The organism is Pseudoalteromonas sp. NS-SX12 (assembly GCF_057367955.1).
Genome location: NZ_CM170634.1, coordinates 156154 through 178527, shown reverse-complemented (window position 1 = coordinate 178527; position 22374 = coordinate 156154). Strand labels below are relative to the sequence as shown.

18 protein-coding genes are annotated in these 22374 nt (G+C 42.2%); 8 read left to right on the top strand and 10 right to left on the bottom strand.

Going from position 1 to position 22374, the window contains the following annotated elements; translation table 11 throughout:
• Nucleotides 1-42 precede the first annotated feature (42 nt).
• A complete protein-coding gene (gene ygjK, locus AC2IOM_RS00890) occupies nucleotides 43-2436 on the top strand; it encodes an alpha-glucosidase (RefSeq protein WP_486358837.1) in 2394 nt (797 codons plus the stop codon).
• 80 nt (nucleotides 2437-2516) lie between these two features.
• Nucleotides 2517-3575: a bifunctional transcriptional activator/DNA repair enzyme AdaA gene (locus AC2IOM_RS00885; RefSeq protein WP_486358836.1), complete on the top strand. Its 1059-nt coding sequence runs from the start codon at nucleotides 2517-2519 to the stop codon at nucleotides 3573-3575.
• A gap of 30 nt (nucleotides 3576-3605) precedes the next feature.
• On the opposite strand, the gene srmB is transcribed toward AC2IOM_RS00885, so the two are convergent.
• Nucleotides 3606-4835: an ATP-dependent RNA helicase SrmB gene (gene srmB, locus AC2IOM_RS00880; protein WP_138633952.1), complete on the bottom strand. Its 1230-nt coding sequence runs from the start codon at nucleotides 4833-4835 to the stop codon at nucleotides 3606-3608.
• Nucleotides 4836-4911: 76 nt separating this feature from the next.
• Here srmB and AC2IOM_RS00875 point away from each other — a divergent pair, with 76 nt between their 5' ends.
• The gene (locus AC2IOM_RS00875; RefSeq protein WP_486358835.1) at nucleotides 4912-5616 is read left to right on the top strand and encodes a tRNA1(Val) (adenine(37)-N6)-methyltransferase; all 705 of its coding nucleotides are present in this window, start codon (nucleotides 4912-4914) and stop codon (nucleotides 5614-5616) included.
• Nucleotides 5617-5625: 9 nt separating this feature from the next.
• Here the strand turns inward: AC2IOM_RS00875 and fldB are convergent, their stop codons facing one another.
• Nucleotides 5626-6147: a flavodoxin FldB gene (fldB, locus tag AC2IOM_RS00870; protein ID WP_486358834.1), complete on the bottom strand. Its 522-nt coding sequence runs from the start codon at nucleotides 6145-6147 to the stop codon at nucleotides 5626-5628.
• A gap of 73 nt (nucleotides 6148-6220) precedes the next feature.
• Here fldB and xerD point away from each other — a divergent pair, with 73 nt between their 5' ends.
• The 5 genes from xerD (at nucleotide 6221) to lysS (ending at nucleotide 12518) form a co-directional block, all read left to right on the top strand.
• Complete coding sequence (gene xerD, locus AC2IOM_RS00865) at nucleotides 6221-7126, top strand: site-specific tyrosine recombinase XerD (RefSeq protein WP_486358833.1); 906 nt, start codon at nucleotides 6221-6223, stop codon at nucleotides 7124-7126.
• Nucleotides 7127-7205: 79 nt separating this feature from the next.
• Nucleotides 7206-7937: a bifunctional protein-disulfide isomerase/oxidoreductase DsbC gene (dsbC, locus tag AC2IOM_RS00860; RefSeq protein ID WP_486358832.1), complete on the top strand. Its 732-nt coding sequence runs from the start codon at nucleotides 7206-7208 to the stop codon at nucleotides 7935-7937.
• 67 nt (nucleotides 7938-8004) lie between these two features.
• The gene (gene recJ / locus AC2IOM_RS00855) at nucleotides 8005-9729 is read left to right on the top strand and encodes a single-stranded-DNA-specific exonuclease RecJ (protein WP_486358831.1); all 1725 of its coding nucleotides are present in this window, start codon (nucleotides 8005-8007) and stop codon (nucleotides 9727-9729) included.
• Between the two features lie 120 nt (nucleotides 9730-9849).
• Nucleotides 9850-10948, top strand: a protein-coding gene (prfB, locus tag AC2IOM_RS00850; RefSeq protein WP_486358830.1) for a peptide chain release factor 2 whose coding sequence is annotated in 2 segments (ribosomal slippage) — nucleotides 9850-9924 and nucleotides 9926-10948 — 1098 coding nt in all. Because the reading frame shifts where the segments join, the coding sequence is not laid out codon by codon here.
• A gap of 28 nt (nucleotides 10949-10976) precedes the next feature.
• Entirely contained in the window at nucleotides 10977-12518 is a 1542-nt protein-coding gene (gene lysS / locus AC2IOM_RS00845) for a lysine--tRNA ligase (protein ID WP_138633934.1), read from the top strand.
• 85 nt (nucleotides 12519-12603) lie between these two features.
• Here lysS and AC2IOM_RS00840 read toward each other — a convergent pair whose 3' ends face one another.
• From AC2IOM_RS00840 to AC2IOM_RS00805, 8 genes are all read right to left on the bottom strand, one after another.
• Complete coding sequence (locus tag AC2IOM_RS00840; RefSeq protein ID WP_100912870.1) at nucleotides 12604-13452, bottom strand: HDOD domain-containing protein; 849 nt, start codon at nucleotides 13450-13452, stop codon at nucleotides 12604-12606.
• Between the two features lie 141 nt (nucleotides 13453-13593).
• Nucleotides 13594-16923, bottom strand: a complete 3330-nt coding sequence (locus AC2IOM_RS00835) for an efflux RND transporter permease subunit (RefSeq protein ID WP_486358829.1) — start codon at nucleotides 16921-16923, stop codon at nucleotides 13594-13596.
• 7 nt (nucleotides 16924-16930) lie between these two features.
• Nucleotides 16931-18055 (bottom strand): efflux RND transporter periplasmic adaptor subunit, encoded by a 1125-nt coding sequence (locus AC2IOM_RS00830; RefSeq protein ID WP_237130008.1) that lies wholly within the window; start codon nucleotides 18053-18055, stop codon nucleotides 16931-16933.
• Nucleotides 18056-18255: 200 nt separating this feature from the next.
• Entirely contained in the window at nucleotides 18256-18840 is a 585-nt protein-coding gene (locus AC2IOM_RS00825; protein WP_054978589.1) for a TetR/AcrR family transcriptional regulator, read from the bottom strand.
• A gap of 78 nt (nucleotides 18841-18918) precedes the next feature.
• Entirely contained in the window at nucleotides 18919-20439 is a 1521-nt protein-coding gene (locus AC2IOM_RS00820; protein WP_486358828.1) for a phospholipase D family protein, read from the bottom strand.
• 15 nt (nucleotides 20440-20454) lie between these two features.
• On the bottom strand, nucleotides 20455-21147 hold the full coding sequence (locus AC2IOM_RS00815) for an LrgB family protein (protein WP_486358827.1): 693 nt from the start codon (nucleotides 21145-21147) through the stop codon (nucleotides 20455-20457).
• Entirely contained in the window at nucleotides 21144-21503 is a 360-nt protein-coding gene (locus AC2IOM_RS00810; RefSeq protein WP_486358826.1) for a CidA/LrgA family protein, read from the bottom strand. Before AC2IOM_RS00810 ends, AC2IOM_RS00815 begins: the two co-directional genes overlap by 4 nt.
• A 48-nt stretch (nucleotides 21504-21551) precedes the next feature.
• Nucleotides 21552-22352 carry a crotonase/enoyl-CoA hydratase family protein gene (locus AC2IOM_RS00805; RefSeq protein WP_486358825.1) on the bottom strand — a complete coding sequence of 267 codons (801 nt, stop codon included), beginning with the start codon at nucleotides 22350-22352 and terminating at the stop codon, nucleotides 21552-21554.
• Between the last annotated feature and the right edge of the window lie 22 nt (nucleotides 22353-22374).

Here is a 22374-nt window from a genome sequence, read left to right as displayed (position 1 = left end):
TACTTTATGGATAATGTATGCAAAAATAAAATATTGTTTAGAATGAAAACATTACTCGCTGCTTTTCTTATCGTTTGTTGTAGTTTACAGGCATCACCACTTTCACAATTAAATCGTGAAGGCGCACCACAACTCGCTAAATATTACGATAGCTATGGTAATCAGCAAGCAAACCCATTATTTGACCTTGGTAGCTGGCATGGGTTTTTACAACCAAAACATGAAAATGCTGGCGGATTTGCGGGGCCTGCCATTGTGTTTGAAGAGTACACCCTTTATTTTGCTGAATATGTTGAGATGCTATCGATTGCTGTTGATGGCGGTGAATATCAACGTCTCTCGGCTTTACCTAGTACCATTTCCAGTGAACTTGGATATTACAAACAAACCTTTACCACAAAAACATTTAGCATCGATATTTACTTAAGTTTTGTATCAACGCGTAGCAGTGTGATTGATACGCGCATTACTAACTTAACCGAAAAGCCGCTTAATCTTTCGCTAAAGTGGCAAGGGCAACATACAAAGCATTGGAAAAGCGCAGATGATGATTATATTTGGCAAATAACACCACAAATATCTAAGCAAGCAATTGCATGGCAATTTGGCCAAACCCGTGATACGTGGCACAAACTTAATGACAGCACCGCGCGATTTAAAATAGCCCGTTCTATTGCTTCTAAATCAGCTTTTAATCCTGTTGAACAAAGCTACAGAAGTACAAGTGGTTTAACGGTTTTACCTGCAAACTCTCGATTACTGACCACAGTGCTCAGTTATACCCATAATCAGCACGAAAGCGACAGCGAAGATGTAAAAATAAGTGCTTGGTTGAACAGCAAAAAGCCTGCCTATTTGAATGCGAAAACCAGATGGCAGTCATTGGCAAATAAACTATCAAATCAGCACAACGAACAAGCAAAAAGGTTAGCAATAAAGTCGCTAGAAACTTTAGTTGGCAACTGGCGTAGCCCTGCAGGGGCTATTAAACATAATGGCATAACCCCATCGGTGACTGCCCGTTGGTTTAATGGTGTATGGGCGTGGGACAGTTGGAAGCATGCCTATGCACTTGCAGAGGTGATGCCCGAACTTGCTAAAGATAACGTACGCGCCATGTTTGATTATCAGATAACGCATAAAGATACACTTCGTGCGCAAGATGCGGGCATGGTGATTGATGCGGTGTTTTACAATTACTCAAAAGCGCGCGGTGGCGATGGCGGTAATTGGAATGAGCGTAATACTAAGCCGCCACTGGCATCTTGGGTAGTTTGGCAAATTGTGTCAAAAACCAATGATGAAGCGTTTTTGGCTGAAATATATCCGAAATTAAAAGCGTACCATGAATGGTGGTATTTAAACCGCGATCATAATAGCAATGGTTTAATTGAATATGGCGGCACGGTTGATGATAAACATACCACAAAAGAAGGGGAGATGCGTTTCTCAGTACAAGCAAACACGCAACTGGCTGTTTTGGCATCGTGCAAAAAAGGGAAAGATAATTGGTATTCATGCCGTGGTAATCAGCTGTATTTAAGTTTACTTGACAACAGCCAAATTGATGCGTTTGATATCCCTGTGCAACATGCTGCGGGCTGGGAGTCAGGTATGGATAATGCGGCGCGTTTTGGTTTTATTTCAAATGAGCAGTTTAAAGAATATGCCAATCAAACTTATAAAGGCGATATGACAAAAGCGAAGGCTGATTGGCAGGTTAAGATTTTCGAAAACATGCGTGATGGTCAACTAGTTGGTTATACTATCAACCAAGAATCTGTAGAGCTTAATAGCTATCTAGCAATGGAAAAACGCCAATTAGCGGCAATGGCAAAACGATTAGGTAACAACCAAGATGCACAAAAATACCAAGCAGAATATCAAACCTTAAAAGCACGTATTGATGCGTGTTTTTACGATAGCAAAACTGGTTTTTATTATGACTTAGCTATTGATAATGCCCCACAGTCAACGAGTGAATGTAAAGGTAAGTTGTTAGTGCATCGCGGCAAAGGCCCTGAAGGTTGGGCGCCGTTATTTAGCCAAGTGGCAAGTGACAAAAATGCTAAAAGCGTTATTAATACCATGCTTCGTGAGCACGAATTTAATACCCATGTGCCATTTCCTACCGCTGCTATCACAAACCCCGCATTTGGAGCAGATGTTTATTGGCGCGGCAGAGTGTGGCTTGATCAAGTGTATTTCGCACTAAGTGCACTAAGTCATTATGGCTATAAAAAGGACGCGCAGCAGCTTTTACAAAAGCTAATTAGTAATAGTAAAGGCCTCAGCCAAAAAGACAGTATTCGTGAAAACTATCATCCTTTTACTGGTGAGCAACAAGGTGCAACTAACTTTAGTTGGAGCGCTGCACATTTAATGATGATGTTGGATGAAATTGGATTGCCTGAAAGTTCGTTAGTCCAACACTAAAAATATACTTGTTCAGTTTTCGGTTGAGTGAAATGTTAGCCTTGGTTACGCTTGGCTAAAATCACCGAATGATTGGCTTTATGAAAATCACACAACCTGAAAAAATTAACGAGTATTACCAAGCATTGGTAGATAAAAACAGTCAATATCTTGGCTGTTTTTATGCCTGTGTTACCAGCACGCAGATTTTTTGTATCGCGACTTGCACAGCACGCAAACCCAAAAAAGAAAATGTCGAGTTTTGCTCAGAGGTAAAAGATGCCCTTGATGCGGGGTTTCGCCCGTGCAAAGTGTGTAAGCCAACACAAAATGCCCATTCAATGCCAGAGCCAGTGGCGACAGCATTAAAATTGCTAGCGCAAAAAGGCCAAGAAAAACTTTCAGACTACCACTTAAAAGAAGCGGGCATTCAACCTGAGCTGGTAAGGCGTTGGTTTAAAAAACACTATGGTATGACGTTTCAAGCTTATCAGCGCATGGTGCGTATAAATACTGCCTATCAAGAAATTCAAAATGGCAAGCAACTGATTGATTCGGCGCTTGATTCGGGTTTTAACTCATTAAGCGGATTTGCCTACACTTTTAAAAAAGCCACAGGCCTTAACCCAAGTAAAAGTAAAGAGAAGCAAGTTATCTTAATTGCGCGCCACACTACACCCATTGGCCCAATGTTTATATGCGCAACCAATAGCGGTGTATGTCTTGTCGAGTTTGTTGATAGACGCATGTTAGAAACGGAATTTAACGATTTACAAAAGCGTCTAAATGCAGTGATTTTACAAGGCGAGAATGATCACATTAAGCAGTGTAAGTTAGAGCTCAATGAATATTTTACGGGTATGCGTAAAGAGTTTAGCATTCCCCTAGATTTACCTGGAACCGAATTTCAACAAGGTGTATGGCAAGGGTTACAAACTATTCCATTTGGCGAAACACGCAGTTATTCAGAGCAAGCAACTGCACTTAATAACGCTAAAGCGGTGCGCGCTGTCGCCACTGCAAATGGTATGAATCGGGTTGCGATTATTGTGCCGTGTCATCGGGTGATTGGTAAGGATGGCTCACTGACTGGCTACGGCGGTGGCTTAGAGCGAAAAGCGTGGCTATTACGTCACGAAGGGGCTGAATTTAAAGAATAAAAAAGCGGTGATAACACCGCTTTTGTAAAGCTACTTCTTTTTCGCTTTTTTCTTGGCTTTCTTTTTAGCCTTCATTTTTTCTGGGTCTTTTTTCTTTTTCGCCGGCAATTTCGCTTCTTTATGTTTTGGCTCTAAGCCTTTAATTGTGCGGCGCTTAAGTTTTTGTTCTGTGTAGCGCTCAACTTTCGCCAAGATTTCCACATCATGAGCTTCAATAAATGAAATTGCTGTGCCTTTTTTACCTGCACGGCCTGTACGGCCAATACGGTGTACGTAAATGTCGGCAGTGCGTGGCATATCGAAGTTAATTACATGGCTAATATCAGCTACATCAATACCGCGCGCGGCAACGTCGGTTGCAATTAATACGTTTGTACGGCCAGTATCAAAGCTTTTTAGTGCGGCTAAACGTTTATCCTGAGGCATTTCACCACGCAGCCACGTGGTTTTAATGTCTTTCGCGAATAACTCGCCAACTAGCTGTTCTAAACGTTCACGTGTTTTAACGAACACAATGGCCTTTTCAACTTCTTCCGATTTCAAAATCGCTTCAAGTTGTTCCACTTTGTGTTCGCGGTTATCTGATAAATGCACCCACTGATGGATTTTGCCTTTTTCGCGGCGTGATGGCGTTGCTTCTAAAAGTGCTGGATCATTTAGAATACGCTCTGCAAATAGCTCAACGCTGTCGCCCTCTAGTGTTGCTGAGAATAAAAAGCACTGTTTACGGTTTTTTGCTTCGTCGCAAATACGTAGCATTTCTTTACGAAAGCCCATGTCTAACATGCGGTCGGCTTCATCAAGAATAAGTACTTCAACATCTTCTGCGTGGAAGTTTTCTGAATTTAGGTAATCCATTAAACGACCAGGCGTAGCAATCAGAATGTCGTTATTTTTTTCAAAAATTTCTTTATGGCTACCGTAGTTAATACCACCGGTTACTACACCAATTTTAAGGTGAGTTTGCGCTGCAAGGGCATTTGCTTGTTCATACACTTGATAAGCGAGTTCACGTGTTGGTGTCATAATAAGTACGCGCGCAAAACCTGGATTACGTCTTGGGAAATCAATCAGGTATTGCATTGAACCAAGTAAAAACGCAGCCGTTTTACCAGTACCGGTTGGTGAACTTGCTAAAATATCGCGACCTTTCATCGCCGCAGGAATAGCGAGCGATTGAATGCTAGTCGGTTTATCAAAACCCATTTTTTCAATGGCGTTTAATAATTTGGGATCAAGATCTAGGTCAGCAAAGTGCATAAGGAAATAAACATAAAGGAAAATTAGCTGTATTATACACCGAATGAGGCAATAGGGCAGAGGGCATTTTACCGCAATGTCGGGTTTTACGTTTAAGCAGTTTCATATTAACCACGATAAATGTGCCATGAAAGTGGGCACTGATGGTATTTTGCTGGGCGCTTGGGCACCCCTTGAGAGGGTTAATACAGCACTAGATATTGGTACAGGTACGGGGCTAATTGCTTTAATGCTTAAGCAGCGTGCGCCTAGTTTAGTTATCACAGGTGTTGAAATTGATAATGACGCATTTTTACAAGCAAAAGAGAATATTTCAGCTTCGCCTTGGACGGATTTAAATTTGTGGCAAGGTGATATCAATGAATTTCAAGCAAATACAGCGTTTGATTTGATTGTTTCAAACCCGCCATTTTTTAATGGCTCACTGAAAAGCGATAATGCACAGCGCATGACGGCACGCCATACGGATGGTTTATCGTTTGATAGTTTATGTGCTAAAGCAGCGAGTTTATTAAGCGAAAAGGGCCGGTTTTGTGTGGTATTGCCAACTACCGAGTTAAGCCGGTTTGAAAGTGCCGCAGATAACGCTAATTTGCAAATTACAAAAAAACTGTGGGTATTTACTAGCAAAAAGAAAGCAGCAAAACGCGTGTTAATCTGTTTAGCGCATAATGATGAGTTGCAAATGTTAGTTGAAGAAGAATTGATTATTCATGCTGAGAGTGGGGAGTACAGCACAGCGTATAAACAACTGTGCCGAGATTTCTATTTGAACTTTTGAGGAACGCAGTTACAGCGTTTCGGCGTATTCCGTCATCACTTGCTCAACCCAAGTAGCAATGCGCTCATCACTTTTTTCGTACTGGCTGTCTTCATCAAGTGCCAAGCCAACAAACTGTGTGCCATCTTCGGTTAGTGCTTTTGACGCTTCAAATTCGTAATCATCTGAGTTCGGCCAATAGCCTAAAAAGGTCACGCCTTGTGGTTTAATTTTGTCGTGCAGCATGCCTAAGGCATCTTGGAACCATTGACCATAACCTTGTTGGTCGCCCATACCAAACAGTGCAATGGTTTTACCGCTTAAATTAACCGATTCAATATCGTCCCAAATTGATTCCCAATCTTCTTGTAACTCGCCAAAGTCCCAAGTGGAAATGCCAAATATTACGAAATCGAAATCTTCTGCGTTTTTCAGTGGCTCGTCTTTAATATTGTGCAGTGAAATGATGTCTTCACCGATAATTTGCTGAATTTTTTCTGCAGCCATTTCGGTGTAACAGGTTGTAGAGCCGAAAAATAAACCAATTTTCATATTAAATTTGTGCGTTGCCGTGAGCTTGATATGATAGGCGCTAGTTTACCTTAACCTATGTGTTATTAATACATTGACAGAAAAACAAACCCCAAGTGTTGAAAATAGCCAAAAGATAGAGCAATTTTTAGATGCTCTATGGCTTGAGCAAGGTTTAAGTGAAAATACCTTGGCAGCTTATCGTAGTGATTTAAATAAGTTTGCGATTTTTATTGCGAAAACATCACTTTTTGATGTTGATGAAAGCATTATTCTCGATTATTTAGCTTATCGTCGAGAAAATGGTTTTACAGCGCGCAGCACCGCTCGGGCACAAAGTGCGTTAAAACGCTTTTATTTGTATTTTATTGGTTTGAAAAAACTTTCTAGTTCACCGCTTGCCCATATTGAACAGCCAAAGCTAGGTCAATCATTACCTAAAACTTTAACAGAACAAGAAGTAGAAGCCTTGCTTGATGCGCCTAATCTTGAAGAACCCATTGAGCTTAGAGATAAAGCCATGCTTGAACTGTTATATGCAACAGGACTTCGCGTAAGTGAATTAGTTGGCCTGCGTATGGAGCAAATCAATCTGCGTCAAGCTGTGGTATTTGTGAAAGGTAAAGGCAATAAAGAACGTTTAGTGCCGATGGGAGAAGTGGCGCTTGAATACATTGAAGCCTTTATTAAACTGGCACGACCGCAGTTAATTAAACATGCAACCGACTTTGTTTTTCCGTCAAAACGCGGCATAGGTATGACGCGGCAAACCTTTTGGCATCGCATAAAACACTATGCATTAGTTGCAAATATTCAAACGGAATTATCGCCACACACCTTACGTCATGCATTTGCCACACATTTGATCAATCATGGTGCTGACTTACGTGTTGTACAAATGATGTTAGGCCATAGTGACTTATCGACCACACAGATTTATACTCATGTAGCAAAAGAAAGGTTAAAATCCATTCATCAGACGCATCATCCAAGGGCTTGATGACAAAATACGGAATTTTATGTGGCTTAGTACGGTCTAAATATTTATAAGCCCCAGTATTTAAAAATAGAGAAAGCAAATGAAAAAACTAGCAATCGCAGCTGCTTTGTTGAGTGCGGCATTTAATATTTCAGCAAATGGTGTCGCAGCAGCGAGTGTTGATCCAATCGAAGCGAAAATCATTGCGGAATTTGAAAAAATTGGTTTAAAAGCAAGTGGTGTTGCAGAAACGCCAGTAAAAGGTTTGTACGAAGTATTAACCAATCGCGGCGTACTTTACAGCACGGCAGATGGTAAATACTTACTGCAAGGTACGTTACTTGACCTTGAAAACAAAGAAAATTTAACGGAAGTTGCACTTGGCAACTTACGTAAAGAAGGCGTAAAACAATTTGCAGACTCAATGATTGTTTACCCAGCTAAAAATGAAAAATACAAGGTAACAATCTTTACAGATATTACTTGTGGTTACTGTCGTAAATTACACCGTGAGTTAGAAGATTACCTAGATGCAGGCATTACGGTGCAATATCTTGCTTACCCGCGTGCAGGTATTCCAAGTAAAGGTTATGACGACTTACAAGATATTTGGTGCGCAAAAGATGCGGCTAAAGCACTTACAGATGCAAAAGCGGGTGATGACGTAGTAGACGTAGCAGCCTGTGATGCACCGGTAAAAGAGCAGTTTGAAATGGGTCAAAGCTTTGGTATTACGGGTACACCAGCTATCATTTTAGAAGATGGTACGCTTATTCCTGGTTACCAGCCAGCGGCGCAGTTAAAGCAAATTCTTGATAGCAAAAAAGGTTAAGATAACTTTTTTAGCGAATTTAGGGCCGTTAAGGCCCTTTTTAGTCTGAGATTATTAAAAACGGTTCATGCAAAAAACAATTCAAACACGTGCACGCGTTGACGACAGTCATTTAGACGCATCGCTTCACCCTGTTATTAAACAAATTTATGCCTCTCGTGGCATCAAAAACAATACTGAACTCGATAATGGCGCTGCGTCATTACTTGATTTTCGTTTATTGAAAGATATTGATGTTGCCGCAAATATCTTAATTAATGGGCTGCAAAACCACGCCAAAATTTTAATCGTCGGTGACTTTGATGCTGATGGTGCAACCAGTACCGCGGTGTTAATGGAAGGCCTGCCAATGTTTGGCTTTCAAAATGTTGATTACCTAGTGCCAAACCGTTTTAACTTAGGCTATGGCTTAAGCCCTCAACTTGCAGAACAAGTAGTGCAAATTAAGCCGGATATTCTTATCACAGTTGATAACGGCATTTCTTGCTTGCAGGGAGTTGAGATTTGTAAGCAGGCGGGTATTCAAGTGATTGTAACCGATCACCATTTGCAAGGTGAAAAGCTTCCTAACGCTGACGCAATTGTTAATCCAAACCGCTTTGATTGTCAGTTTCCATCTAAAGCTCTGGCTGGATGTGGTGTTGCGTTTTACTTGCTGGTGGCACTTCGTCACACACTGCGCGAACAAAATTATTTTGAAAACTCCGGCTTAGCGCAACCTAATTTAGCGAGTCTTTTGGATATTGTTGCGCTGGGCACGGTGGCCGATGTAGTGCCGCTCGATGCTAATAACCGGACTTTGGTATACCAAGGTTTGGCACGTATTCGCGCAGGGCGCACCCGCCCTGGGATTTTAGCACTAATCGAAGTTGCCAACCGAAATAGTTATCGACTGCAAGCCAGTGACTTTGGCTTTGCGATTGCGCCAAGGCTTAATGCGGCAGGGCGCTTAGATGATATGAGTTTAGGTATCGCTTGTTTACTGAGTCAGGATTGCAATCAGGCAAGACGCATTGCCGCGGAACTTGATGGATTAAACCAAGAACGCCGTGAAATCGAGCAAAGTATGCAAGTTGAAGCTAACGCGGTGCTAGAACGCTTAGTGTCTCAATCACAAGAAATTCCAGATGCAGTGTGTCTATATCAAGACGATTGGCACCAAGGTGTTATTGGTATTCTGGCGGGACGTTTAAAAGAGCAATATCATCGCCCCACGGTGATTTTTGCACAGGGTGAAAATGGTGAAATAAAAGGCAGCTGCCGCTCTATTCCAGGACTGCATATGCGTGATTTGTTAGAGTCAATTTCAACAAAACACCCCGATTTAATTTTAAAATTTGGTGGTCACGCAATGGCGGCAGGATTATCGATTTTAGAAAGTGACTTTTCGCGCTTTAAGCAAGTTTACACAGACGCGGTAGCAAACACGCTTGCCGAAGAAGATAAGCACGCTGTGATATTAACCGATGGTAATTTGCCAGCTGATTGTTTTAACTTGAATTTTGCTAACCAGCTTAAGCAAGCTGGCCCGTTTGGACAGAGCTTTGCTGAGCCACTATTTGACGATGTTTTTTATGTTATTCAACAGCGTATGGTGGGCGAAAAACATTTAAAATTAGTATTGCGACATGCATCGGGTTTAGATGTTGACGCGATTGCTTTCAATGTTGATTTAAGGGCGTGGCCAAATACCGCAGCTGAAAAAGTACGTTTAGCCTATCAACTTGATATTAATGAGTTTAGAGGTAAGTTTTCGCTGCAATTATTGGTCAGTGAAATACAATTAGCATAGATAAGAAATATTTATGCGAAAAAATGGTTTTGAATCTAATCAAAACCATTTTTTTTTGCTAAAATTCCCGCCTTTGATTATTGCCAAGAATTAAGGCAAAACACAAGTTGGAGTGATGTAATGTTTGAAGTGAATCCTGTGATTAATCAAATCAAGGAAATTCGCGAGCGCACCGACCAACTTAGGGGGTATCTTTGACTACCCTCTAAAAAAAGAGCGGTTAGAAGAAGTTAATGCCGAATTAGAAGATTCTGCGGTTTGGAATGAACCAGAAAAAGCGCAGGCGTTAGGTCGTGAAAAATCGAGCTTAGAAGCGATTGTTGACACGATTGATACCTTAGACCAAGGTGCAGAAGATGTTGAAGGCTTAGTTGAGCTTGCTGTTGAAGCAGAAGATGAAGACACCTTTGCAGAAGCAGAGTCTGAGCTTGAAGACTTAATGAAGCAACTTGATAAGCTAGAGTTCCGTCGTATGTTCTCTGGTGAGCAAGATGGTAACGATGCTTATATCGACTTACAGTCAGGCTCGGGCGGTACTGAAGCACAAGACTGGTGTAACATGCTGCTGCGTATGTATTTACGTTGGGCTGAAGCAAAAGGCTTTAAAGCGGAAATCGTTGAAGCGACCGATGGTGATGTTGCCGGCATTAAAGGTGCTACGGTACGTGTATCAGGTGAATATGCTTACGGTTGGTTGCGCACTGAAACAGGTGTTCACCGTTTAGTACGTAAAAGCCCATTTGATTCAACAGGTCGTCGTCATACATCATTTGCTTCGGCGTTTGTTTATCCTGAAGTGGATGACAATATTGAAATTGATATTAACCCAGCCGATTTGCGTATTGACGTATATCGTGCATCGGGTGCGGGTGGTCAGCACGTTAACCGTACAGAATCTGCTGTACGTATTACTCACTTACCAACCAATACGGTAGTACAGTGTCAGAATGACCGTTCGCAACACAAAAACAAAGCACAGGCAATGAAGCAGTTAAAAGCAAAATTGTTTGAGCTTGAAATGCATAAACAGAATGCTGAAAAGCAGTCACAAGAAGATGCAAAATCGGATATTGGCTGGGGTAGCCAAATTCGTTCGTACGTACTGGATGATTCTCGTATCAAAGATTTACGTACCGGGGTTGAAAACCGCAATACTCAAGCCGTATTAGACGGCGATTTAGATAAGTTTATCGAAGCCAGCCTGAAATCTGGCCTTTAATTTAAACCAAGCAACTTAGAGCTATAACATGACAGATCAAATTCAAGACGAAAATAAATTGATTGCAGAGCGTCGTGCCAAGCTAGATGCGATTCGTGAGAATTGCTCAGCTAATGGTCACCCGAATACTTTCCGCCGTGAAAATTACACAGCAGATCTACAAGCTAAGTTTGGTGATAAATCGAAGGAAGAGTTAGTCGAGTTAGACCACCAAGTTTCAGTAGCGGGCCGTATTTTAGCAAAACGTGGTCCTTTCCTTGTACTTCAAGATATGAAAGGTCGTATTCAGGCGTATGCATCTAAAGACGTACAAAAAGAGTTAAAAGAGAAGTATGGTCAGCTTGATATCGGTGACATCATCGGTGTATCGGGTCCACTTCATAAATCAGGTAAAGGTGACCTTTACGTAGATATGGTTCAGTACGAGCTACTAACTAAGTCACTGCGCCCATTACCAGAAAAATTCCACGGTTTAACAGACCAAGAAGCGAAGTACCGTCAGCGTTATGTTGACCTAATCACTAACATGGATACCCGTGAGACGTTCCGTATTCGTTCAAAAGTGATTGAAGGTATTCGTCGTTTCTTAGCTGAACGTGACTTTATGGAAGTTGAAACGCCAATGCTTCAGGTTATTCCTGGTGGTGCAACGGCGCGTCCATTCGTAACTCACCACAACGCGTTAGACATCGATATGTACTTACGTATCGCACCAGAGCTTTACCTTAAGCGTTTAGTGGTAGGTGGTTTTGACCGCGTATTTGAAATTAACCGTAACTTCCGTAATGAAGGTCTTTCAACGCGTCACAACCCAGAATTCACAATGATTGAATTCTATCAAGCGTACGCTGACTACAACGACCTAATGAACTTAACGGAAGACATGTTACGTACCGTTGCACAAGATGTACTTGGTACAACAACGGTTGTTAACACAGTTAAAAACGCTGAAGGTGAAGTTGTTGAAACAATCGAATATGATTTCGGTAGCAAGTTCGAGCGTTTATCAATGGCTGATGCCATCATCAAGTTTGGTCCAGATGCAGCTGAAATCGCGCATATCTTCAAAGATCCTGAAAACCACTTCGAAGAGCTAGTCGCTTACGCGAAGAAAGTACACGTAAAAGTACCAGAGAAATGTGTATGGGGTGCAGGTAAGTTCTTATGTGAGATCTTCGAAGAAACCGCTGAGCACAAACTAATTCAGCCAACTTTCATCACAGAGTATCCGTGGGAAGTGTCGCCACTTGCACGTCGTAACGATGAAAACCCATTTATCACTGACCGTTTCGAATTCTTCGTTGGTGGCCGTGAATTAGCAAATGGTTTCTCTGAGCTTAACGATGCAGAAGACCAAGCTGCACGCTTTGCACGTCAGGTTGAAGAGAAAGATGCCGGTGATGATGAAGCAATGCACTTTGACGATGACTATATCCAAGCACTTGAGTATGGCTTACCGCCAACAGCAGGTGAAGGTATTGGTATCGACCGTCTAGTAATGCTATTTACTGACTCACCAACGATTAAAGATGTAATCTTATTCCCGCATATGCGCCCGCAAGCGGACTAAGCAATGTCTTATAAAAAAACCCAGCCATGTGCTGGGTTTTTTGTTTTCAAGGGGCTGTAAATCCTGTTGAATTTGTTAGTTATTCTTAATGCGATGAAATTAAATACTCTTCTACATCTTCTTTCAGATCTTGGAAGTCATATTCATCGAGTTGTAAGGTGTCTAATACTCGCTGTTCTATTGCGTGCCATTGTGGTTCAGGGCGAAAGTGCCTAGCGACATGTACTAGGTTTTCAGCCAAGCGTAAACAAGCAAAGCAACTGCGCTCAAATTTATCGTTTGAGGCATTAAAAAAATCATTACTGTGATGTTGCAGTATTATTTGGCAAATTTGTTTAGGTAAGTTCCAACTCGTGGCTAAGTAGTAGCCAACAACCGCGTGATTGGTTTTGTATTTCTTTTCTTCTTTATGTATTAACGGGTTGCTGTCATTTTCACGGTGCTCTTGCAGTAAATGGGTGTAGCCTTCAAAGCGAATTGCCATCGCGGGTGTACCCGCATCGTGAAACAAACCAATTAAGTGTAAATTTTCGGGTGGTAGGGGCGATTTTAAATGTTGCGCAATAATACACGACACATTAGCGATGTCGTTAGCGTTATCCCAAAAACGATTTAGTGGTAACGAGCATTTACTTTGGTCATAGGCTTGTTTAAGTAAATAGCCGGTGACTAAGCTGGTAATATTCTCAAGACCTAAAAACATTACGGCTTGGCGGATATCACTTATTGTTCTAGCAAGGCCGTAGTAAGGGCTGTTTATAATTTTGAGTACGGCAGCTGATGTTGCCACGTCAGCGGCAATAATGTCTGCAACGCGATAAAGTTCGGGCTCGTGGTTTAGCTCATCTTGCAATGCTTGCAAAATATCAGGCTTAGCTGGAATGGTGAAACCAGCTGCAACATCGCTCAGTATTTTGTTATCTATTTCAATCATTAGTTCGCTTATTTTTAACAAGCCACTTAATTACTATAGACAAAGATTGTCGAGCTGTTGCAATAGTGTGTGTTATTTAGGCATAAAAAATCCCAGCAAGTGCTGGGATTTTTGGTCAGTCATCAATTTAGATTTCCATATCTAAGCGGCTGTCCGTAAATCGGTGTCTTCTGAATTTTGTTTAATATCAGAATCCTTAAGTAAGAAGCTTAATATGACTGGCACTAAAATCAAAGTGAATATTGTTGAAACCACTAAGCCACCAACCACAACACCACCTAAACCACGGTATAGCTCACTCCCCGCACCTGGCATTAACACCAGTGGTAGCATGCCGCCAACCGAGGTAAGTGTTGACATCATAATAGGGCGGACACGGCTTTCAACCGACTCTTTAATTGCCAGTTGTGCGCTTAACCCTTTGTACTTCAGATTGTTAAGTGCTTGGTGCACAATTAAGATTGCGTTGTTTACAACCACACCCGCTAAAATTACGAAACCCAATAGCGTTAACACATCAAGGTTTTGAATTGGCGTATAGCGGTCAAACACACTTGCCCAGTGCACAGCAGCAAGGCCCATAAAGCCACCTAGTGTTGCAAGCGGTACACTTACCATAATTACTAATGGGTATTTCCAGTTTTGGAATAAAATAACCATTACCAGATACACGACAAACATTGCCAAAAATAGGCTCGAACTCAAGGTGCCAAACAAACTACCATCACCTAACAGCGACTTTTTAAGGTCAGCCAGTTTACCGGCACTACCAGCTAGGTTGACTTCAACAGCCGGTGAAATCGCACCCGCACCGCGTAGTTCTTCAACCATACTGTTAACAGAGGCAATCGCTTGCTCAAGTGGCATGCCTGCAGGCGGTGTAAACTGTAAGGTTACCGCGCGCTGACGTGAAACGTGCTTAATTTGGTCAACGGTTTGCGTGCGTTCAACAAGCGCAAGTGACTGTAAATCTACTACTTGACTTTGCGGTGTAGCCAATGGCGCTTGCATCAATGCATCAATTGGGAAATCATCTTGCTGCGCGTTGGTTACAATCTTAAGATCTTTTAATTCACCGCCAACCGCAAAACTGTTCATCATAATAATGCCATCACCGTTTGCTTGCACAGCTAGGCCTAAATCACGACGTGTCATGTTGAGCTCTGCTAAACGCTCATCTAGCGGCTTAATTGAAAGCTCTGGTGTTGGTAATAAAAAGTTAGCGGGTTCTGGAATGGTTGCATAAGGACCATAATTTCCAATTAACTTAAACAGTAATGCCGTTGCGCCATTAGTAATTTGCTGCAAATCATCACCCACTAAGTCGATTTGAATCGCGCTACCCGTTGTACCACCCGTGTTAAAAAGTGGGAACTGGAAAGCAAAGCCAATTACATCGGGTGCGTTTACGCCCATTAATGTTTGGTTTAGAAAGTCTACCGCATCAATGGTTTTATCCGCTTCTTTCGGGATCATGCCATGGAGAATTTGACCGTCCATCGCAACCAAAAAGTAGTGGTCAATTTCAGGCGCTTTAATGGTGCTGCCATCCATCAATTGAATATCTGGTGTACTTTGCGTTAAATCTGGCTCACCACCACGAATAACGGTTTCTGCATGGAATTTATCACCGGTGACTTCCCAAGCTGGGCGTATCACTTTTTCAATGCGATTACCGATTTCTGATACTTGATCAAGGTTATAACCCGGCGGCGGTACCATAAAACCAAAAGCAAAATTACGGTTACCTTTTGGTAAGTAATCTAGCGGTGGAATAAGTAGCGCAATACCCACAAGAGTTACGACTGCAAAGCTAGTTACAACGGTAACTTTGCGTTTTGTCGTGCTCGAAATTGCGATAAATAAGGCGCCAATTTTGTTTGGTAACTTAGCTGCTTTTTTCTCAAGTTCAGCCAGCTTACCAGTTCTTAATTTTACTTGTTTTGACTCACTGCGCGCACGTAAAAAGTAAGCGCCCGCTACCGGAATAACTAAGACAGATACGACAAAACTAATAAAGACTGCTGCCATGATGGCAAGTGATATATCGCGAAAAAGCTGCCCAGCGCTATCGGCAATGGTTAAAATTGGCACAAATACGACGAGCGTTGTCATGGTTGACGCAAATACGGCACCGGCAACTTCTTGCGTGCCTTCAACACTGGCCTTAAGCGGCTTTTTGCCCATTTCTAAATGGCGGAAAATATTCTCGATTACCACAATGGCATTATCAACCACCATACCGACCGCGAATGCCATGCCCGCAAGCGATACGATGTTAATTGAACGGCCCAGGGCAACCAAAATTACCACAGACGCAATCACTGAAATTGGAATTGCGATAGCGATAACACCAATAGTGCGCAGCGAACGCAAAAATAGCAGTAGCGTAATTACGGCAAGTAAGCCACCGACCATAATATTGCTTTGTACTAAATCAATGGCGTTTTCAACATAGCTTGATGAGTCCCACGTAGTAACAAGCTCAAAAGTGCCATTTACGCCTAGCTTCTTAGCGTGTTGCTCGAGCATACCATCAGGTTTATTAAGTTCAGCAATTTCCGCTTTTAGCGAGTTCATGGTTTCAAGTAAGTTAGCACCATGCGCCAGCTGAAAGTTGAAAAATGGCATTTTAACGCCACGGGCACGTACCCAATCTCGCATATCTTTGTAATCGAGTTTTACTGTTGCGATGTCTTTTACATAAACCGGGCCGCGGTTGTCTTTGCGAATAACGATATTTTCAATGGTTGCCGCATCGGTAAAGCGACCCATAGCGCGCACGCGAATATCATTTTTACCGTCGGGCAAACGACCACCTGAGTAATTGGTGTTAGTAATTTGAATCGCGTCTACTAGTTGGCTGTAGGTAATACCAAAATTGGCTAGTTTGACGGGGTCAATTTGAATTTGCAGCTCTTGTTCACGAGCACCTAAAATTCCTACCTTAGAAATACCTTTGATGTTTTCAAGGCGCGGACGTAATCGACGCTCCATAAAATCATACAAAGTCGTGTTATCAAAGCTCGGATCGGTTGCCGCAAGGCCTACCCAGGCGATGTAATCCACCGACATAGGATCAACGCCTTCAACGGTCGGTTCCGATACGCCCATAGGGTAGGCGGGTACTTCGTTAAGCTTTTGTACTACTTCTGCTTGTGCTTGTTTAATATCGGTGCCAGTTTCGAACTCTAAACGCAATTGAGCGGCAGAGGTTTGGCTGATACTGGTTAAAGAAATTAGTCCGTTTACATCGGATAATACTTTTTCTTGCTCAATCACCACGTCCGATTCAATTTCTTCAGGGCTTGCGTTTTCCCAAAAGGTACGCACGCTGACGACTACTGAATCAACTGACGGGGTCATTTGAACGGGTACTTGGGTAAAGGCGAGTATGCCTGCCAGTACCGATAAAATTACAGCAACGATTACACTAATAGGTTGTTTAACCGCGCTTTCTACAATCTTCATAACGTGCCTACTTTAAATGTTGTTGATTGCCGTTAGAGGTATCTGCTACCGCAACAACAGGGCCTGGCATTAGACGCTCGTTGCCTTCAGTGATAACTTTGTCGGTTGGTGCAAGTTGTGGTGCATAAACTGCCACCTTGTCGCCTTGGTGAAACTGCACGTTAACTGAAATTGGTTGTGCAATTTGCTTGTCGCCTTGCAGTACTACTTTATAAACTAAGTAATTACCACCACGATTCACTAATGCATCTTTTGGTACAATAAGTGTGGTGCGAGGTTTACCTTCTGGTAACCAGGCACTTACCGACATGCCCGGCATTAAACCGTTGCCATTTACTTGACCAATCACGCGGAAAGTACGAGCGCGTTCATCAACACTATTAAGTACTTTAATATTGCCCGCTTGAACTAGCTCATCGCCAATCTGCAAGGCAATTTCGCTTGGTGCTTGACCTGCTAAAAAGGCAAAACGTTCTGGCACATCTAACCAGGCTTCTAATTTATTGAGAGAGGTTAAAGTAAATGCATGATCGCCACTGCCTAACCATTGACCTAGTTCAGCTAGACGATTAGTTACTTGGCCATCAAATGGTGCGCGAATTGACATATCATCAATACGCACCTGCAATGCGTTTAACTGTGCAGACAGTGCCTTTATCGCTTGTGTTGCAGCGATAACACGTGCTTGATTTGCAATAGTGAGGGTTTTACTTTGATTTAGACGCTGCTTAGATACGGCGCTTTTTTGCGCTGACTGTTTATAAGCAAGGTAGTCTTCTTCTGCTTGCGTAAATTCTGCTTTTGCTAATGCAAGGTTAGCATCTGCTAGCATTTTTTCCGCTTGTAAACGCTGCTTTTCAGCGTCTAAACGGCGTGTATCGAGTATTGCCAGCACGTCACCTTCTACAACAACATCACCTTCATTAACCAGTACTTTAACTACTTTACCTGATTCTACTGAAGCGACATTAGCTTGATTGAATGCTTTTAACGTGCCGACAACACGTTTACGTGGTTGCAATTGTGCTTCGCTTGCTTCACTAAAGCGAACGACTTGCGCATTTGCGTTGAAAACCAGCAACAATAAGCTCAATGTTGCTGCGATATATTTAAAAGAAAGTGGAGATGTCATTGTAATTTCCAATTGAGTAGACCAGTCGTCTAGTGAATTGTCATTCAATTTGGCAGATGTTGCAAGATGAATTTGGGCTGAATAGCGATTTAAAATTGAGTTTTTAAGGTAAGTCGATGAAATTGTTGTTTATATTTTAAAATTATTTTTTAGACCAAGTGGTCTAGAGAAGGCTTTGGCAGGCAAACAAAAAGTGCCAATTAAGGCACTAAAATCGATTCAAAAATAATTTCAACAAAGTTGTCGTATGGCTCGGTTGAGCGTTCTACTTGCATTTGTATTGCTGCACCATGGCTGGCATTAAACAGAAATGCGGCAATTTTATGTGGGTCGAGGTTTTTGTTTACTTCGCCTTCTTGTTGCGCTTCGCGAATGGTTTGCGCCATCATGCTGTGCACTAAGTCTTGCGCGCATTTTATGCCGCCACGCATATTTTCACTGAGTTGAGATTGCTCCAAAATCAACTTGGGCACTAAACACTCACAGTCAATACCATCTTCTTCATGAAATTGCTGAATGCGTTTAAACCAGTTATGAATGCGCTGCAGTGGCGAGAATTTTCGATCACGCAGGTATTCACGCATAAAGTCATGGCTTTGGTCTTGGGCACGCTCAATGAGTGCAAGGCCAAAATCTTCTTTTGACTTAAAATAATGATAAAACGAACCTTTTGGCACTCCGGCTTTATCAAGGATTTCTTTTAAGCCACATCCGTTGTAACTTTTTTCGATGATCAGCGCATGACCTGCCGCCAATATCGCTTCTTTGGTATCGGGCTTATTCATAATTCGGGTTAATATTTACGTACACACTTTGTGGGTATTATTAGACCAGTCGTCTCTAAAGTCAACTTTAGTCGACGGTTAGAGTTGATCTTCAATAGGCAATAAGCGGAAAAAACATGCGCCTATCTTACGCCAAATGCTGGCATCTGGTTCACTTTTAAAGGTTTTTTGCGTATCCATATCAAGCCAAATTAGCTTGTCGTCAGCGAGCTGTACACGGTAAGCTGAATTTGCCACGGCATCGTTTAATGCGCTAACAATTTTGCTGCTAAGTACCTCATTTTCAAACAGCACGCCAATTTCAGTGTTGATAAACATTGAGCGAGGGTCGAGGTTTAATGAACCGACGAAGGTTTGCTGTTTATCAAAGATAATTGATTTAGCGTGTAAACTCGCCTGAGTAGAGCCGCGCCATGCTGACGGTTTAAAATTCGGTTTTACTTTTGTTTCATAAAGCGTAACACCTGCTTTTAACAGCGCTTTGCGATAAGGGGCGTAACCTGAATGCACTGCAACAACGTCGGTGGCGGCTAATGAATTCGTAAGAATCGTTACATTTACGCCACGCTCAACCATATCGATTAAGTATTTTGTGCCACCATCGCCAGGTACAAAATAGGGCGAGATAATAAATAGGTCTTTTTGGGTATTGGCAAAGGCGCTTTCTAGTTCGTCAAGGAGTGGACTTGTTAGACCTCTTTCGTTGATTTTGCTTGGCGGGTCGTAAAGTACATCGGCTTTACCCCATGACCATGGCAAGGCTCCTTCAGATAAGTACTCTAAAAATTGTGATTGAGTTAACGCCTGAATATACTCGGTTTGCGATTGTTCCGTATCGGTTATTTGTTCTTCCCATTCAGATAAAATCGCAATCGTTTCTTCATCAGAATAACGTCTAGGATGAAACACAGACAATGGGTAACTGTGTTCACTGTTCCAGTAAACGTCAAATTGCGTATTTACATCGTGTGTCGCTTCACCAATGAGCAATAGATCAAAGTCGCCAAATTCTACTTCGTGACTGGCACTAAAATATTCGTCACCAATATTTCGTCCGCCGATCACCGACGCCAAGCTATCTACCGTGAGCGATTTATTGTGCATGCGACTATTGAGCCTTGCAAAATCGGTCAGAATGCCAAGTGCTTTATTACGACGATTTGGCGAGGGGTTAAACAGGCGAATTTCAACATTCTTATGTTGGTTTAAAATATGTAGCTGAGGATTGTTATCTGAGGCTTTTAGGTCATCAAGTAATAGCCTTACTCGCACACCACGCTCCGCGGCGTTGTATAGCGAATAGTTGATTTGGTTGCCGGTAATGTCGTTATTGTAGATGTAATACTGTAGATCAATGCTGCTGGTTGCCGCATTGATTAAACTCACGCGTGACACAAAGGCATCGACTCCTTGCCCAAGCGTATAAACGCCGGTTTGTCCTTGCTTATCATGTGTTAAATCGCTAATAAATTCAGCTAATCGACCTGTTTTCGCTGGCTCTTTAGCATAGCTAGGTGTACTTGTGTTTGGCGTTATTTTTGTTGCGCATCCAGCCATGGCAAGTACAACTCCTATAATAAAAAAGCGTATTAGTAACATGTGATTACCGACTAGTTAGTTTAATAGTACCAGTTCTATTAAGGTATAGATTACAGGGATAATAAGTGGGGTCAATATGGCGCTTAATACTAAACTAACGGATGCAAATGCGCCCATACGTTCATCAACTTCAATGGCACGTGCTGTACCCACTGCGTGACAAGCTGCTCCAAGCGCTAAGCCTTGACTGGGTATATGTGTTACGCCAAATAGTTTGAGTAGCGGTAAGCCAAAAACAGCGCCAAAAATACCGACACAAATAACAATCACTGCCGAAAGAGCACTTATTCCGTTAAGTTGATTGCTAACCTCAATGGCAATGGGGGTTGTTACTGCGTTGGGTGCAAGGCTTGCGATAAGTTGTTCATTGGCGCCAAGCAAAAAGGCGACAAGCATGGCAATTATCGATGACACCAAAACGCCGGTGGCGCTGCATAAAATGTAGCGCCAGGTATGCTGTTTTATAGTGCGCGATTCTTTGTATAGTGGGATCGCTAGCGCAACAATTGCTAAATCAAGTAACCAAAAATACGCTGTGTTAATTGTGGCAAACTCAGTGTAGGGAATTTCACCCCACACTAAAATCACGCTAATAAACGCAATGCTTAATAAAATAGGGTTACAAAGGCTGTGTTTTAAGTAATGGGTCTGCAACCATTTAAAGGTAAAAAAACAAAGCGGAGACAAAACAATCAAAAGCAGGCTCATGACTGTTCCTTATCGCTAGATGCAAAAAGCAGACTTGCGACTTTTCCTATAATAAATAAGGTGCCTACCGTAGCGGTAAGTATTGAGATTACAATTAAAAGCAGGTTATCTTTAATAAGGTCCAAATGCTGAATGATGCCAACACCAGCGGGAATGAAAAAAAGTGGGAAGTATTTCAGCAGTAATGCGCCAATCGCCTCACATTGCTTTAGTGACACAATATTTAATTTGAGCACAAGCAACAAAATGCCCATACCGAGCACTGCTGGGGGAAAACTAAAATTCAGTATATACAGCAGGCCATGACCAAGGGCTAATGCTGTTACTAGAATTGTTAAACTAACAATGTATTTCATAGCAATAGCCTATCACAGCTTGCAGGTCAGTATACTGTTCTTTAGTCGCTACCAATTAGCCGAATTGTCGAAAGGCTTAGTTTCTCCTTTTAAGCGATTGCTAATGGCACGTTTTACATTTTTGCCGCGTAGAATACGTATTTGATTAAATGTTTCAGCTGCTAACAATTGGCGGCGATTTGCGAGCATACGCTTTTGATAAGTGCGTTTGTTTGCAGCTAACGCATCGGGCGATTGTGCTAATAATGCCGCCTTTAATTGCTCGCATTCGTGATCTAAATCGTCGCATACTTGTGTAATTAAATTGACTGCTTGAGCAGTGTCAGCACTAATTGGCTCGGCCATATGAGTGAGCTTTAAGGCTTGGTCGTAAGGGATTAGGCCTTGCAACATGACACTGCCTGCCATATCTGGTGTTAATCCCCAGCGCGATTCCATAATGGCAAATTGGGCATCGCTACTCGCTAAACGAAAGTCTGCGCCAAGCGCGATTTGCATACCGCCACCAAAACAGCGGCCATGAATTTTACAAATCACCGGCGCTTTAATTTCTTGCCATCCTATGGTGACTCGCTGCGCTAGATTTGCATTACCGGGAAGCCATTTGAATAGCAGTTTTAACATTTTAGTAGGAGAGCGGCTGATGTTTTTTACATCAAGGCCGGTACAGAAATCACTGCCGTTGGCATCAATAATCACTAATCTTAACGACTTTTCTTTTTTCAATTGTTTAATAATGCGTGCTAGCTGTACAAAACTTTCATAGCTCAGTGCGTTGAGTTTATCGGGGCGATTAAATGTGACGGTGGCAACGCCAGCTTCAATATTTAAGGTGACAAGGTGGCTCATTATTATTCTCATCCGACCTGTT